12 protein-coding genes, 1 rRNA gene and 1 pseudogene are annotated in these 14,769 nt (G+C 73.4%); 2 read left to right on the top strand and 12 right to left on the bottom strand.

Features of this window, described 5'->3' with window-relative positions; genetic code table 11:
* Positions 1-217: 217 nt before the first annotated feature.
* The 5 genes from ACWCP2_RS37120 to ACWCP2_RS37100 all read right to left on the bottom strand — a co-directional run bounded on the left by ACWCP2_RS37120 (position 218) and on the right by ACWCP2_RS37100 (position 5,470).
* A complete protein-coding gene (locus ACWCP2_RS37120) occupies positions 218-1,315 on the bottom strand; it encodes a glycosyltransferase family 4 protein (RefSeq protein ID WP_450912939.1) in 1,098 nt (365 codons plus the stop codon).
* Between the two features lie 180 nt (positions 1,316-1,495).
* A complete protein-coding gene (recN, locus tag ACWCP2_RS37115) occupies positions 1,496-3,223 on the bottom strand; it encodes a DNA repair protein RecN (protein ID WP_450912943.1) in 1,728 nt (575 codons plus the stop codon).
* 195 nt (positions 3,224-3,418) lie between these two features.
* Positions 3,419-4,378, bottom strand: a complete 960-nt coding sequence (locus tag ACWCP2_RS37110) for an NAD kinase (RefSeq protein WP_450912938.1) — start codon at positions 4,376-4,378, stop codon at positions 3,419-3,421.
* Positions 4,375-5,190 carry a TlyA family RNA methyltransferase gene (locus tag ACWCP2_RS37105; RefSeq protein ID WP_243342072.1) on the bottom strand — a complete coding sequence of 272 codons (816 nt, stop codon included), beginning with the start codon at positions 5,188-5,190 and terminating at the stop codon, positions 4,375-4,377. Before ACWCP2_RS37105 ends, ACWCP2_RS37110 begins: the two co-directional genes overlap by 4 nt.
* A 7-nt stretch (positions 5,191-5,197) precedes the next feature.
* Positions 5,198-5,470, bottom strand: coding sequence for a hypothetical protein (locus ACWCP2_RS37100; RefSeq protein ID WP_450912937.1), 273 nt, complete (start codon positions 5,468-5,470; stop codon positions 5,198-5,200).
* Between the two features lie 66 nt (positions 5,471-5,536).
* On the opposite strand from ACWCP2_RS37100, the gene ACWCP2_RS37095 reads away from it, so the two are divergent.
* On the top strand, positions 5,537-5,884 hold the full coding sequence (locus ACWCP2_RS37095) for a sterol-binding protein (protein WP_450912936.1): 348 nt from the start codon (positions 5,537-5,539) through the stop codon (positions 5,882-5,884).
* Positions 5,885-6,063: 179 nt separating this feature from the next.
* Here the strand turns inward: ACWCP2_RS37095 and ACWCP2_RS37090 are convergent, their stop codons facing one another.
* From ACWCP2_RS37090 to ACWCP2_RS37075, 4 genes are all read right to left on the bottom strand, one after another.
* Entirely contained in the window at positions 6,064-6,912 is an 849-nt protein-coding gene (locus ACWCP2_RS37090) for an ABC transporter ATP-binding protein (RefSeq protein WP_450912935.1), read from the bottom strand.
* On the bottom strand, positions 6,909-7,958 hold the full coding sequence (locus tag ACWCP2_RS37085) for a FecCD family ABC transporter permease (RefSeq protein ID WP_450912942.1): 1,050 nt from the start codon (positions 7,956-7,958) through the stop codon (positions 6,909-6,911). The genes ACWCP2_RS37090 and ACWCP2_RS37085 overlap by 4 nt, the downstream gene beginning before the upstream one ends.
* Positions 7,959-8,008: 50 nt before the next feature.
* Complete coding sequence (locus ACWCP2_RS37080) at positions 8,009-9,052, bottom strand: FecCD family ABC transporter permease (RefSeq protein WP_450912941.1); 1,044 nt, start codon at positions 9,050-9,052, stop codon at positions 8,009-8,011.
* 142 nt (positions 9,053-9,194) lie between these two features.
* Positions 9,195-10,292: an HAD-IIA family hydrolase gene (locus tag ACWCP2_RS37075; RefSeq protein WP_450912934.1), complete on the bottom strand. Its 1,098-nt coding sequence runs from the start codon at positions 10,290-10,292 to the stop codon at positions 9,195-9,197.
* A gap of 114 nt (positions 10,293-10,406) precedes the next feature.
* Here ACWCP2_RS37075 and ACWCP2_RS37070 point away from each other — a divergent pair, with 114 nt between their 5' ends.
* Complete coding sequence (locus tag ACWCP2_RS37070) at positions 10,407-11,678, top strand: DUF1015 family protein (protein ID WP_450912933.1); 1,272 nt, start codon at positions 10,407-10,409, stop codon at positions 11,676-11,678.
* 95 nt (positions 11,679-11,773) lie between these two features.
* Here the strand turns inward: ACWCP2_RS37070 and ACWCP2_RS37065 are convergent, their stop codons facing one another.
* The 3 genes and pseudogenes from ACWCP2_RS37065 to rrf form a co-directional block, all read right to left on the bottom strand.
* Positions 11,774-12,664: a hypothetical protein gene (locus tag ACWCP2_RS37065; RefSeq protein ID WP_450912940.1), complete on the bottom strand. Its 891-nt coding sequence runs from the start codon at positions 12,662-12,664 to the stop codon at positions 11,774-11,776.
* A gap of 456 nt (positions 12,665-13,120) precedes the next feature.
* A pseudogene (locus ACWCP2_RS37060) lies at positions 13,121-14,347 on the bottom strand (hypothetical protein); the annotation flags it as partial.
* 135 nt (positions 14,348-14,482) lie between these two features.
* Positions 14,483-14,599: ribosomal RNA gene (gene rrf, locus ACWCP2_RS37055) — 5S ribosomal RNA — on the bottom strand.
* Between the last annotated feature and the right edge of the window lie 170 nt (positions 14,600-14,769).

Genomic DNA, 14,769 nt, shown 5'->3' with positions numbered 1-14,769 from the left:
TCTGCGTGGGGTGGGGTGCGGGCGGGGCGGGGGCGGGGGGGGGGGTGGGGTGTTGGCCGGGACGTAGAGCGTGATTTGTGGCGCATCGGGAAGCCACAACTGTCGAACGTTCGATCCAGGGCGCCTAAATCATGCAGTCCAGGCCGACACCCCACCCCGCCCCCGGCACCGGCCCCCACCCGCAGCCGGCCAAAACCCGGGCCACCCCAGCGGAGCGCTACCGCCGGCGCGACATCAGCTCGTCGTACACCGACAGGACCTGCGCCACCGTGTCGTCCTCCGACGGCCACGTCAGGGCCTGGGCCCGCCCCGCCGCCACCAGCTCCCCCCGCCGCGCGGGATCCGCCAGCAGCCCGGCCACCGCAGCGGCCAGCGCCCCCGCGTCGCCGTAAGGCACCAGCACCCCCGCCGCCCCCACCAGCTCCGGCACCCCGCCCACCGCCGTCGCCACCAACGGCACGCCCAACCGCAGAGCCTCCTGCGCGAGCGGCGACCGCGCCTCCCACCGGCTCGGCAGCACCGCGACATCCGCCGCCGCCAGCAGCCGCGCGGCATCCCGCCGCTGCCCGAGCAGCCGCACCGGCAGGTGCTCCGCCTGGATGCGCCGCGCGAGCTCCCCCCGCATCGGACCCTCCCCCGCGATCACCAGCAGCGGCATCGGATCCAGGTTCCGCCACTCCCGCGCCGCGTCCAGCAGGAGGGAGTACCCGCGCCGCGGTACCAGGCTCCCGACCGCGATGATCAACGGCCGCTCCACGGCCCCGAGTTCCGCCCGCACCTTCCCGTGGTCGGGCGCGTCCACAGCGCGAGAGGTGCCGGAGGTCCCGGAGGTCCCCGAAGCCACCGCCACCGCCACCGCCGCCAGCCGCGCGTCCCGCGCCCCCCGCAGCCGGGCCAGGTCCACCTGCGCCGAGGAACCGCCGAGGACGATCGCCGCGGCCCGCGCCACGTGCCGTTCCAGCAGCAGGCTCAGGCGGCCGCTGCCGGGGCCGCCGCCGTGCCAGCTCACGACCAGGGGGACCCGCCGCCCGCGCAGGGCCAGCGCCGCCCGCATGCCGGCCCGTACGCCGTGCGCGTGCACCACGTCGGCCTCGAAGCAGGCGGCCCGCAGGGCGCTCACCGCGTCCGGGGTGAACCGCGCCCCGGCGCCGGTGAAGTCGTACTCCCCCTCCGTCTCGACGGGCCCGCACACGGTGACCCGTACGCCGCGCGCGGCGAGCCCGGTGGCCAGCGACCGCACGTGCGCACCACCGCTCGCGCCGCCGAGTACCTGGACGGTGCGAAGGACGGGGACGGGGACCGGGGAGCTGCTCACGGGCCGAAGCTCCAGGGTGTGGGAGGAAGGCAGGGACGTCGCTCAGAATGCCAGTCCGCACGCGCGTTCCGGGACCATACGGGTACGGATCCCGGGTGAGATAACGCCACGACCCCCCGATCCTCACCCACACGGGCTATCCGAGGGTCAGCCGGCTGACCCTCGCGACGACGGAACCCCCTACTCCGGACTCCGCGCCGCCTCCAGCAGCTCTTCCGCGTGCGCCCGCGCCGACGCCGAGTCCTCGTGCCCGGCCAGCATCCGCGACAGCTCGCGGATCCGGGCCTCGCCCTCCAGGACGGTGACGCCGCTGCGGGTCACGGACCCGTCGTTGGTCTTCTCCACCAGCAGCTGCCGGTCCGCGAAGGCCGCCACCTGCGGGAGGTGCGTGACGACGACCACCTGCGCCGACTTGGCCAGCTTCGCGAGCCGCCGCCCGACCTCCACGGCCGCCTTGCCGCCGACGCCCGCGTCGACCTCGTCGAAGAGGTACGTCGGCACCGGGTCGGAGCCCGCGAAGACGACCTCGACGGCGAGCATCACCCGGGACAGCTCACCGCCCGAGGCGCCCTTGGCGATGGGCCTCGGCTGGGCGCCGGGGTGCGGGGCCAGCAGCAGTTCGACCTCGTCGGCGCCGGAGGGCCCGTACGCGACGAGCCGCCCGCCGACCTCGACCCCCTCGGGGTCCTCGGTCTGCCGGACGTCGATGGTGACCCGTGCGTGCGGCATCGCCAGGGAGGCCAGCTCCTCGGTGACCGCCGACGCGAAACGGGTCGCCGCCTCGTTCCGCGCATCCGTCAACGCCTGTGCCAGTGCGGAGAGTTCCAGCCGCAGTCCGTCCCGCTCCGCGGTCAGCTCCCCGATCCGCTCGTCGTCCCCGTCCAGCTCCAGCAGCCGTACGGACCCGCGTTCGGCCCACTCCAGGACGGAGTCCACTCCGCCCTCGCCGGAGCCGTACTTCCGGATCAGCTGGGTCAGCGCCGCCCGCCGTTCCTCCACGGCCGCCAGCCGCAGCGGGTCGGCGTCCAGGTCGTCCGCGTAGCCGGCGAGTTCCCCGGCGACGTCCCCGAGCAGGATGCCCAGTTCCCCGATCCGCTCGGCGAGCGCGCCGAGCGCCGGGTCGTGGGAGCGTACGGATTCCAGTGCGCGGTGCGCCCCGGCGACGAGCGCGCCCGCGTCGACGCCCTCGGGGTCCTCGACGTTGCCGGCGAGGGCCGCGTGCGCGACCTGGGCGGCCGAGGACAGGGATTCGGCGTGCCCGAGGCGCTCCGCCTCGGCCGCCAGCTCGGTGTCCTCGCCGGAGAGGGGTTCCACGGCGGCGATCTCGTCGAGCCCGAAGCGCAGCAGATCGGCCTCCTGGGCCCGTTCCCGGGCCCGGGTGGTGATCTCCTCCAGCTCGCCGGCGACGGCGCGCAGCCTGCGGTGGGCGGCGGCGTACTTCTCCAGCGGGACGGCGACGGCGTCGCCCGCGTACCGGTCGAGGGCCTGGCGCTGGCGGGCCGGCCGGAGCAGGCCCTGCTGGTCGGTCTGGCCGTGGACGGCGACGAGGTCGTCGGCGAGTTCGGCGAGCAGCCCGACGGGCACGGAGCGGCCGCCGACGTGGGCGCGCGAGCGGCCCTCGGCGGAAACGGTCCGGCTGATCAGCAGGGCGCCGTCGTCGAGCTCGGCTCCGGCCTCCTCGGCGCGCAGCGCGGCGGGGGCGTCCGGGCGCATGACGATGCGCCCTTCGACGACCGCCGCCTTGGCACCGATCCGCACCAGCGCGGGGTCGGCGCGCCCGCCGAGCAGCAGCCCGAGGCTGGTGACGACCATGGTCTTGCCCGCGCCGGTCTCGCCGGTCACCGCGGTGAAACCGGGTGACAGCTCGACCACTGCGTCGTCGATGACCCCGAGCGACCGTATCCGCATCTCCTCAAGCACGGGACGACGATACCGAGGTTTCATGGGTGCCATGTGACGTCACCCGCCCGAACCGACTCGAACAATCATACTATTTACGTACGCGCGGTGCACAGAACCCGTGCAGGGCGGCGAGAGACCCGGTCCGCCGGCCCCGCACCCGACCCCGCACCCGTGCGGAACAAGTACGGGACTCGTGCCGGGCTAGTGCGGAGCCCCCCGCCATCCCGACACCGGCAGCGCGAACTTCGCGACGAGCCGGTCGGTGAACGACGCGTGGTGCAGCCGGGCGAGCCGCACCGGCACCGTGCCCCGCCGGACCTCCACCCGGGCCCCGGCCGGCAGCTCCACCGTCCGCCGTCCGTCGCACCACAGCACCCCGTGCGGGGTACCGGTCTGCACCTCCACGGCCAGCACCGAGTCCGGCGAGGTCACCAGCGGCTTCGCGAACAGCGCGTGCGCGCTGATCGGCACCATCAGCAGCGCCTCCACCTCCGGCCAGACCACCGGCCCGCCGGCCGAGAAGGCGTACGCCGTCGAGCCCGTCGGGGTCGCGCAGACGATCCCGTCACAGCCGAAGCCGGACACCGGGCGCCCGTCGATCTCCAGGACCACCTCCAGCATCCGCTCCGGGGACACCTTCTGGACGGCCGCCTCGTTCAGCGCCCAGTCCCGGTGCACCACGTCCCCGTTGGTCCGTACGATCACGTCGAGGGTCATCCGCTCCTCGACCTCGTACTCCCGCGTCACGACCCGGTCCACGACCTTGTCCAGGTCGTCCCGTTCCGCCTCCGCGAGGAAGCCCACCCGGCCCAGGTTGACGCCGAGCATCGGCACCCCGGAGCCGCGCGCGAACTCCGCGCCCCGCAGCAGCGTCCCGTCGCCGCCGAGCACGATCAGCAGCTCGCACCCGTCGAGCACCTCCGGGGTGCACTCGGACTCGGCCACCAGCTCCACCTCGGGCGGCAGCGGCAGGTCCACCGCCTCGTGCCGCAGCACCCGTACGCCCAGCCCGCTGCGCAGCAGTCCCTGCACCACCAGCTCGGCGCTGCGAATGGCAGCGGGCCGCCCGGTGTGCGCGAGCAGGAAGACGGTCCGCTTCCCCGTTCCCTCTGACTTCCCTGACTTCCCCGGCTGTGCCGGGTCCCCCGAAAGATCACTCACTGCGGCCCCTCCGCCACTGCACGGTCAACATCCGCCGGGTCGAGTGCCGGTGCCCCCGCCCGCAGCCACAGAAAATACTCGACGTTGCCCGAGGGGCCCGGGAGCGGGCTCGCGGTCACCCCGAGCACCCCCAGGCCCAGCTTCCAGGCCTGCGCCGCGACGTCCCGCACGGCTTCGGCGCGCAGCTCCGTACTGCGCACCACGCCACCGCTGCCGAGCCGGTCCTTGCCGACCTCGAACTGCGGCTTGACCATCAGCACCAGATCCGCGTCGGGCGCGCAGCAGCGTACGAGCGCGGGCAGCACCAGACCGATCGAGATGAAGGACAGATCACCGACGACCAGGTCCACGGGCACCCCGTCGATCAGCTCCACCGTGAGCTCGCGCACGTTGGTGCGGTCCTTGACGGTGACCCGGTCGTCGCTCTGCAGGGACCAGGCGAGCTGCCCGTAGCCGACGTCCACGGCCATCACGTGGTCCACCCCGGCGCGCAGCAGCACGTCCGTGAACCCGCCGGTCGAGGCGCCCGCGTCCAGCGCCCGCCGGCCCTCCACGCGCAGCCCCTGGGGCTGGAAGGCCGCGAGCGCCCCCGCCAGCTTGTGGCCGCCCCGGGAGACGTAGTCGGGGTCGCTGTCGTCCTTGAGGACGACGAGGGCCGCGCTGGTCTCGACCTGGGTGGCCGGCTTCGTCGCCGTGTTGCCGCCCACGGTCACCCGGCCGGCGGCGATCAGCTGCGCGGCGTGCTCGCGCGAGCGGGCCATGCTGCGGCGTACCAGTTCGGCGTCCAGGCGGCGGCGTGCCACTCCTGCCACGATCGGTTCAGCTCCTGTTTTCGTACGGACGGGGGCCGATCGGCGCGTCCAGCGCGGTCAGCGCGGAGCGCAGCCCCCTGTGCACATCCTCGTACACCTCGACGTGTCCGTCCGCCGGGAGGTGGTCCACGTCCGCCAGCCGCTCCAGCGCGGCGTCCGCCCCGGCGTGCCCGGTGGGAGTGCGTACGAGTCCCAGCGCGGCCGGCCCGGCGGGCGCGTCCGGGGCTTCGTCCGGGGCTCCGCCGGGCTCCTGGACCGCATCGGGCGCTTCTTCGCTCATGCCCCCGACGCTACCGCGTAGGGCGCCCGCGACCGCGCACGGCTCTGCGGTACGGTCGGGATCACGATGGCTACGATCGAGGAGTGCCGTGCGGCACTCGACCAACTCTCCGACAACCTGGCGCGGGCCGAAGGCGACGTGCGCGGTGCGACCGCGCTCGACCGCTCGCTGAGCTGCCACATCACCGACCTGGACCGGACCTTCACGGGCCGCCTCGACGGAGGCCGGATCCGCGTGGACGCGGTGGCGGCGGGCCCGCCGTCCGCCAAGGCCGAGATCCGGCTCGCGATGACCGGCGACGACCTGGTGTCCCTGGTCGCCGGCGACCTGAAGTTCCCCAAGGCCTGGGCCTCGGGCCGCATCCGCCTGGAAGCGGGCTTCCGCGACCTGCTCCGCCTCAAGAGCCTGCTCTGACACCGCCCGCCGCGTAGGACCCGGCGCCCGCCCCGCACCCCGGCGCGTGTCGGGCACCGCCGGGGCCTCGTCCAGCCCCGCCGGGGCTCGTGCCTCAAGCGGCACCGGGCACATCCAGCCCCGCCGGCGTTCGAGGCCCAGGGCCCGGGGCTAGCCCCGGGAAGCGGCGCCGCACCGGCCTACCCGGCGCGAGCCACCGCGCGAGCGGCCCGCGCCGCGGGAATCACCAGCGGGGTCCCCGTCTCCGGGTCGGGGATGACCTGGCACCGCAGCCCGAACACCCGCTCCACCAGCTCCGCCGTCACCACCTCGCCCGGCGGCCCCTCGGCGACGACCTTCCCGTCCCGCATCGCGATCAGGTGGGTGGCGTAGCGCGCCGCGTGGTTCAGATCGTGGAGCACGGCGACCAGCGTGCGCCCCCGCTCCTCGTGCAGCTCCGCGCAGAGGTCGAGCACCTCGATCTGGTGCTGGATGTCCAGGTAGGTCGTCGGCTCGTCCAGCAGCAGCAGCGGGGTCTGCTGCGCCAGCGCCATCGCGATCCACACCCGCTGGCGCTGCCCTCCGGACAGCTCGTCCACGGCCCGGTCCGCGAGCTCGGCGACCCCGGTGGAGGCCATCGACTCCTCCACGATCCGCTCGTCGTCCGCAGACCACTGCCGCAGCAGCCCCTGGTGCGGGTAGCGGCCCCGCGAGACCAGGTCCGCCACGGTGATCCCGTCGGGGGCGATCGAGGACTGCGGCAGCAGACCCAGCGTCCTGGCCACCTTCTTCGCCGGCATCGACCCGATGACCTGACCGTCCAGCAGCACCCGCCCCGCCGTCGGCTTCAGCATCCGCGACAGCGCCCGCAGCAGGGTGGACTTCCCGCAGGCGTTGGGGCCGACGATCACGGTGAAGGAGTGGTCGGGGATCTCCACCGAGAGGTTCTCGGCGATGACCCGCTGGTCGTAGCCGAGGGTCACGTTCTCCGTGGTCAGCCGCTGCACTTGCCTGCTCCTCTGGTCGTTCGCACTGCTCCGGTCGTTCATATGCGGCCCGCCTTGCGCTCGGTGACGAGCAGCCAGAGCAGGTAGCAGCCGCCGACCAGCCCCGTCACCACCCCCACCGGCAACTGGTCCGCGCCGAAGGCCCGCTGCGCGGCCCAGTCGGACACCAGCAGCAGGAGCGCGCCCATCAGCGCCCCGGTCAGCAGGCACGCCCCGGACGAGCGGGTCAGCCGGCGCGCGAGCTGCGGCGCGGCCAGCGCGACGAAACTGATCGGCCCGGCCGCGGCGCTGGCCGCGGTGGTGAGCAGGATCGCCGCCACCATCAGCAGCAGCCGGGTCCGTTCCACCCGCACCCCGACGGCGTACGCCGCGTCGTCGCCCATCTCGATCATCCGCAGGGCCCGGCTCCGGCCGAGGACCAGCGGGAACAGCACCGCGCAGGTCGCGAGCAGTGGCCAGACCTGCGCCCAGTCCCGCCCGGCCAGCGAGCCGGTCAGCCAGACCATGGCGCGGGTGGCCTCGACGAGCTGCGCCTTCGTCAGCAGGTACTGGATGACGGCGGTCAGCATCGCGGAGGCGCCGATGCCGACGAGGACCAGCCGGTAGCCCTGGATGCCCTGCTTGTACGCGAGCAGGTACACGGCGATTCCCGCCACCAGCCCGCCCACGAGGGCCCCGGCGGCCACCTCGCCGGCGCTGCCGTGGAACAGCACGATGACGAGCAGGGCGCCGACGGCCGATCCGTATCCGAAGCCGAGCACGTCCGGAGAGCCGAGCGGGTTGCGCGAGACGGACTGGAAGACGGCGCCCGCCATGCCGAGGGCCGCGCCCACCAGGAGGCCGACCAGGACCCGCGGCAGCCGCAGGTCGTTGACGATGAACTCGTGCGCCGGCGTGCCGTTGCCCAGCAGGGTCCGTACGACGTCCCAGGGGGCGATGTCGAAGTCGCCCGTGCCGATGAGCAGGACGGCCGTCGCCGCCACGAGCGCCAGGAGCAGCGCCCCGACGGCCAGCGCGCGCCGCTCCACGCGCAGCGACAGCCCGCCGGGCAGGCGCACCGGGCGTGGCCCGCTCCGGCCCCTGCGCACCGCATCGGGCGCGACGGGTGCGCCGGGCAGGTCGGGTACGTCGGTCACGGTCACAGCTGGGCCATCCTCTTGCGCCGGACGAGGTGGATGAAGACGGGGCCGCCGATCAGCGCGGTGACGATGCCGACCTGGAGTTCGGCGGGCCGGGTGACGACCCGTCCGACGACGTCGGCGCCGAGCAGCAGGACGGGCGAGAGGACCGCCGAGTACGCCAGCACCCAGCGCATGTCCGGGCCGGTGAAGAACCGTACGAGGTGCGGGATCATCAGGCCGACGAAGACGATCGGCCCGCAGGCGGCGGTCGCGGCCCCGCACAGCAGGGTGATGGCGGCCATCGCGCCGATCCGGGTCCGCGTCAGGTGCGCGCCGAGCGCCCGCGCGGTGTCGTCGCCCAGGGCCATGGCGTTGAGCGGCCGGCCCAGGGCGAGTGCGAGGACGGCGCCGACCACCAGGAAGGGCGCCACCTGCCGGACGGTGTCCATGTTCGCGGAGGCCAGCGAGCCCACGGTCCAGAAGCGGAGCTTGTCCAGCGCCTTGCTGTCCATCAGCTGCACGGCGTTGATGTACCCGACGAGGGCCGCGGTGGCCGCCGTACCGGCGAGCGCCAGGCGCACGGGCGTGGCGCTGCGGCTGCCGCCGAGCACGTACACGACGACGGAGACGACGGCGGCGCCGAGGAAGGCCCACCACACGAACTCGCCCAGCGAGGACGCCCCGAAGAAGCTGATGGCCGATACGACGGCCGCCGCGGCCCCCGCGTTGACGCCGAGGATGCCCGGCTCCGCGAGCGGGTTGCGGGTCAGGGCCTGCATCACGGCGCCGGACAGTCCGAGGCCGAGGCCGACGAGCACGCCCAGCAGGGTGCGCGGCACCCGCAGGTCGCGTACGACGACGTCGGAGGCCGTCCCGGAGAAGTGGAACAGGCCGTGCCAGACCTCGTGGAGGGGCATCTGCTTCGCGCCGACGGCGATGCTCGCCACCACGATCAGCGCGAGCACGCCGAGGGCGGCGAGCAGACCGGCGGCGCGCGCGCCGTGGCGCGAACGGGTGGCGGCGGCCGGCGCCGCGCTCGGTTCGGGGGGACTCTGGACCAACACGAAAGTTAGGTTAGCCTACCCTCCACCACGCTCGGCGCCCTCGAACACCCGGCCGACCAGCCCCCCGGCGAGGGCTCCGACCAGGGCTTCGACCCCGAACGCCCCACCCCGGCCGCCCCGGTGCCCACCGCCCGGACCCCTAAAGCCCCAGCCGGGCCAGCGCCTTCCCCGCGTCCAGCCCGCACGACCCGTCCCCCGCCTGCGTCCAGGCCGCCGCGCACAACGCCCGCAGCCCGTCCATGGCACCGTCGGCGTCACCCCCACCACCGGAGGCACCCGCCCCGTCCCCACCGCCGGAGGCACCCGCCCCGTCCTCGCCGCGCAGCTCCAGTACGCCGTCCAGCGCCACCGCGGTCCACTCCCCGCAGCGGAACCCGCCCCCGGCCACCGGCACCACCTCCGGCTGCCCGGTCAGCAGCCCGCGCAGGTCCCGGTCCACGTACGTCGGCCGGTACTTCGGCTCGGCCCGCAGCAGCTGCGCCCCGTCCGTCACCCCGGTCAGCACGAGCAGCGAGTCCACGTCCCCGTTGAAGGCGCCCTCGATGTCGGTGTCCAGCCGGTCGCCGACCACCAGCGGCCGCTTCGCCCCGGTCCGCAGCACGGTCTCGCGGTGCATCGGGGGCAGCGGCTTGCCCGCCACCTGCGGCTCCGCGCCCGTGGCGATCCGTACGACCTCCACGGCGGCCCCGTTGCCCGGGGCGATCCCCCGCGCACTCGGAATCGTCAGGTCGGTGTTCGAGGCGTACCACGGCACCCCGCGGTTGATCGCGTACGAGGCCTCCGCGAACCGCGACCACTGCAGGTCGGGCCCCCCGTACCCCTGGACCACCGCGGCGAGCCCCTCCTCCTCGGCGGAGTCCACCGGCACCAGCCCGCGCTCGCGCAGCGCGACCCGCAGCCCCTCGCCGCCGACGACCAGCACCTTCGCACCGGGCTCCACCTGCTCGGCGATGAGCCGGGCCACCGCCTGCGCGGAGGTGATCACCTCGCCGGCCTCCGTCGGGATCCCCAGCTCGCTCAGGTGCGCGGCGACCGCGTCCGGAGTACGCAGCGCGTTGTTCGTCACATAGGCCAGGTGCATCCCGTCGCCGCGCGCCGTCGCGAGCGAGTCCACGGCGTGCGCGATGGCCTCGCCGCCCGCGTACACCACCCCGTCGAGGTCCAGCAGAGCCGTGTCGTACGCCTGGTGCAGACTCCGCTCACTGCCCGCGGGAAGGGTCCTGCTCTGCCGGGTCATGGTGTCCGCTCCTCCTGGGGCCCCTCCCGGCGACAGCCGGGAGAGATCGATCTTGTCCGGTTTCCGTACTCCCCCGATCATCCCGCATGGCGAGACGGGTCTTACGATTCTCCAATGACCACATCTGGCACCGCGGACCACGGACTGCGCCTGATCCCGTTCCATGGCCTGCGCTATGTCCCCGAGCGCGTCGGCAGCCTGGCCGCCGTCACCTCGCCGCCGTACGACGTGGTCGTGCGCCCCGACGGACTCAACCACCTGGAGTCCGCCGACCCCCACAACATCGTCCGCCTGATCCTCCCGCAGGCCGACACCCCCGCCGCCCGCAACCAGCAGGCGGCGCACACCCTGCGCGACTGGCTCGCCGAGGGCATCCTCAGCGCCGATCCCGTGCCCGCGCTCTACGTGTACGAGCAGCGCCGGGGCGAGCTCCTCCAGCGCGGGGTCATCGGGGCCCTCGCCCTGTCCGCGGCGGACGCCGGGATCGTCCTCCCCCACGAGGACGTCATGCCGCACGTGGTCACCGACCGCGCCGGCCTGATGCGCGCCACCTCCGCGAACCTCGAACCGCTCCTCCTGACCTACCTCGGTGACGATCCGGCGGCGGGCGCGGCCGCGGTCGTCGAGCGCACCGCCCGCTCCACCCCGCTGTTCTCCACCACCACCGAGGACGGCTTCCAGCACCGCCTGTGGGCGATCACGGAGCCGGCCGCCCTGGCGGCGATCACCGCCGACCTGGGCGAACGCCAGGCCCTCATCGCCGACGGCCACCACCGCTGGGCCACGTACCTGCGCCTCCAGGAAGAGCACGGCTCCCCCACCCCCTGGGACTTCGGCCTGGTCCTCCTCGTCGACACCGCCCGCTACCCGCTTCAGGTCCGGGCGATCCACCGGCTCCTGCGGCGCCTGGCCCCTGCCGACGCCCTGGCCGCCCTGGACGGCCGCTTCCGGATCCGCACCGTGGACGGCCCGCTGCCGGCCGCCATGGCGGCCCTGGCCGAGGCCGCGGAGCTCGGCAACGCCTTCCTGCTCACCGGCGACGGCACCTTCCACCTGGTCACCGACCCGGAGCCGGCCCTGATCGAGCGCACGGTCCGGGCCGACCGCCCCGAGGCCTGGCGCCGGCTGGACGCCACGGTCCTGCACGCGACCCTGCTGGACACCCTCTGGTCCGTGCCCGACGCCCCCGACCAGATCTCGTACATCCACGACACCGAGGCCACCGTCGAGATGGCGGAGCGCCTCGGCGGCACGGCCGTCCTGCTGCACCCCGTACGCGAGTCGGTCGTACGGGAACTGGCCCGCCAGGGCGTGACGATGCCCCGCAAGTCCACCTCCTTCGGTCCGAAGCCGGCCACCGGCCTGGTCCTGCGCAGCGTGGACTGAAGGACGCCCGCGCCCGCGCCCGGACGCGGCCCCGGACCCGGACCAAACAAAAAAGGGCGGTACCCCCATCGGGGGTACCGCCCTTCTCAGTTCACTCAGCCGTCGTCGCGGACGCCGGCCTCGCGACGTCCGTCGTCCTGACGGTCGTCATCGTCCTCGTCGTCCTCGTCGAGCACGACGATCTCGTCGGTGACGTCGACATCGGCGTCACCTTCGTACTCGTCGTCGTCCTCGTCGTAGTACTCGGCCTGGTCGGAGGCGCGCTCGGCCGCCGCGACCTCGGGGTCGTCGTCGTCCTCGTCCTCTTCCTCCTCGTCGAAGGCGTCGTCGATCTCGACGTCCACGTCCGCGTCCACATCCGAGTCGTCGGCGGAGGCGTCGACGAACTCGACACCGTCCAGCTCGGCGAGCCGGTCGGAGGCGTCCGTGGCCCCGTCCTTGTCGGCCTCGAGGGTCTTGGCGAACCACTCGCGCGCCTCGTCCTCACGACCGGCCGCCAGCAGGGCGTCGGCGTAGGCGTACCGCAGACGCGCGGTCCACGGCTGCACGGAGTTGGAGGCCAGCTCCGGGCTCTGCAGGGTCACGATGGCAGCGTCGAGCTGGTCCATGTCCCGGCGGGCACCGGCCGCGACCAGACGCATCTCGACCTGTCCGGCCTTGTCCAGCTTCTGCACCTCGGGCTCGCCGGCCATGGCCAGCGCCCGCTCCGGACGGCCGAGGCCGCGCTCGCAGTCGGCGATGACGGGCCACAGCTCGACCGAACCGGTCATCCGCTTGGCGGCGCGGAACTCCGCGATCGCCTCGGCGTACTTCTGGTTGGCGTACGCGGCGAAGCCGGCGGCCTCGCGCACGGCGGCGACACGGGAGGCCAGTCGCAGGGCGATGCGCGAGTACGCGTACGCCTGCTCCGGGTCCTCGTCGATCAGCCGGGCCACCATGACCAGGTTCTTGGAGACTTCCTCGGCCAGCCCCTTGGGCAGGCTCAGCAGCTCCTGGCGAACGTCGGAGTCGATCTCGAAACCGGTGACGTCCTCGTCGATCGGAAGCCGCTTGACCGGGTCCCGGTCCGCACGGAAGTCACGGTCGCCACCGCGGTCGTCACGACCACGGAAACCGCCGCGGTCGCCACCCCGGTCGTCACGACGCGGGTAGGAGGGACGGTCACCGCCACGGTCGTCGCGGCCGCCGCGGAATCCACCGCGGTCGTCGTCGCGACGGGGGTAGGACGGACGGTCGCCACCGGAGGGGCGGTCGTCACGACGCGGGTACGAGGGACGGTCGCCCCGGTCGTTGCCACGGAAGCCACCACCGGTGGGACGCTCACCCCGGTCATCACGACGGAAGCCACCACCGGACGGACGGTCCCCGCCAGAGGGACGGTCATCGCGACGCGGGTACGACGGACGGTCGCCGCCACGGTCGTCACGGCCGCCACGGAACCCACCACGGTCGTCATCACGACGCGGGTAGGACGGACGGTCACCGCGGTCGTTGCCACGGAAGCCACCACCGGAGGGACGCTCACCCCGGTCGTCACGACGGAACCCACCACCGGAGGGGCGGTCATCGCGACGCGGGAACGACGGACGGTCCCCACCGGAGGGACGGTCGTCACGACGCGGGTAGGAGGGACGGTCGCCGCCACGGTCGTCGCGGCCGCCGCGGAATCCACCGCGGTCGTCATCGCGACGGGGGTAGGACGGACGGTCGCCACCGGAGGGGCGGTCGTCACGACGCGGGTACGAGGGACGGTCGCCCCGGTCGTTCCCACGGAAGCCACCACCGGAGGGACGCTCACCCCGGTCATCACGACGGAACCCACCACCGGACGGACGGTCCCCGCCAGAGGGACGGTCATCGCGACGCGGGTACGACGGGCGGTTGCCACCGCGGTCGTCGCGGCCGCCGCGGAATCCACCGCGGTCGTCGTCGCGACGGGGGTAGGACGGACGGTCGCCACCGGAGGGGCGGTCGTCACGACGCGGGTACGAGGGACGGTCGCCCCGGTCGTTCCCACGGAAGCCACCACCGGTGGGACGCTCACCCCGGTCATCACGACGGAACCCACCACCGGACGGACGGTCCCCGCCAGAGGGACGGTCGTCACGACGCGGGTAGGAGGGACGGTCGCCGCCACGGTCGTCACGGCCGCCACGGAACCCACCACGATCGTCATCACGACGCGGGTACGAGGGACGGTCACCGCGGTCGTTCCCACGGAAGCCACCACCGGAGGGACGCTCACCCCGGTCATCACGACGGAAGCCACCACCCGAGGGACGGTCGCCACCGGAGGGGCGGTCGTCACGACGCGGGTACGACGGACGGTCGCCACCGCCGGCCGGGCGGCCGCCACGGTCGTCACGACGGAAGCCACCGCCCGAGGGACGGTCGCCACCGGAGGGGCGGTCATCGCGACGCGGGTACGACGGACGGTCGCCACCGCCGGCCGGACGGCCGCCACGGTCGTCACGACGGAAGCCACCACCGGTAGGACGGTCGCCACGGTCGTCGCGACGGAACGGCGGACGGTCGCCGCCACGGTCGTCACGGCCCCCGCGGTAGCCGCCCCTGTCACCGCCGTCGTTGCGCCGAGGCTCGCGCTCCGGACGATCGTCGGGAGAGTTGGACATGGGTGTGACTCCTGTCTTCGGGGTACCGCTAGTCATTCTCGCGCAACCAACCCATGGCCGCGCTTCGGCGTAAAGCTGGGTAAAGCTCTGTGAAGCTACGTAAAGCTCGGGAAAACAAAAAAGACCCCTGCTCCAGCGTTGAACGCTGGACCAGGGGTCCTTTGAAAAATTGTTCGGCGGTGTCCTACTCTCCCACAGGGTCCCCCCTGCAGTACCATCGGCGCTGAAAGGCTTAGCTTCCGGGTTCGGAATGTAACCGGGCGTTTCCCTAACGCTATGACCACCGAAACCCTAATCGGTTTCGAGCGAACAAGCACACTTTGTAGTTATGTTCTAGCTCTAGAAACCAGCAACCGTTCGTTGCTTCAGAACTAACACAGTGGACGCGAGCAACTGAGGACAAGCCCTCGGCCTATTAGTACCAGTCAGCTCCACCCGTTACCGGGCTTCCACATCTG

The organism is Streptomyces sp. NPDC002104, from assembly GCF_053593795.1.
This window is presented reverse-complemented; position numbering and strand designations above follow the sequence as displayed.

Excerpts from the sequence above, each read along its gene's own strand:
- recN (WP_450912943.1), bottom strand. The coding sequence starts at position 3,223 with ATGCGGATACGGTCGCTCGGGGTCATCGACGACGCAGTGGTCGAGCTG.
- ACWCP2_RS37100 (WP_450912937.1), bottom strand. The coding sequence starts at position 5,470 with ATGAGCGAAGAAGCGCCCGATGCGGTCCAGGAGCCCGGCGGAGCCCCG.
- ACWCP2_RS37095 (WP_450912936.1), top strand. The coding sequence starts at position 5,537 with ATGGCTACGATCGAGGAGTGCCGTGCGGCACTCGACCAACTCTCCGAC.
- ACWCP2_RS37090 (WP_450912935.1), bottom strand. The coding sequence starts at position 6,912 with ATGAACGACCGGAGCAGTGCGAACGACCAGAGGAGCAGGCAAGTGCAG.
- ACWCP2_RS37075 (WP_450912934.1), bottom strand. The coding sequence starts at position 10,292 with ATGACCCGGCAGAGCAGGACCCTTCCCGCGGGCAGTGAGCGGAGTCTG.
- ACWCP2_RS37070 (WP_450912933.1), top strand. The coding sequence starts at position 10,407 with ATGACCACATCTGGCACCGCGGACCACGGACTGCGCCTGATCCCGTTC.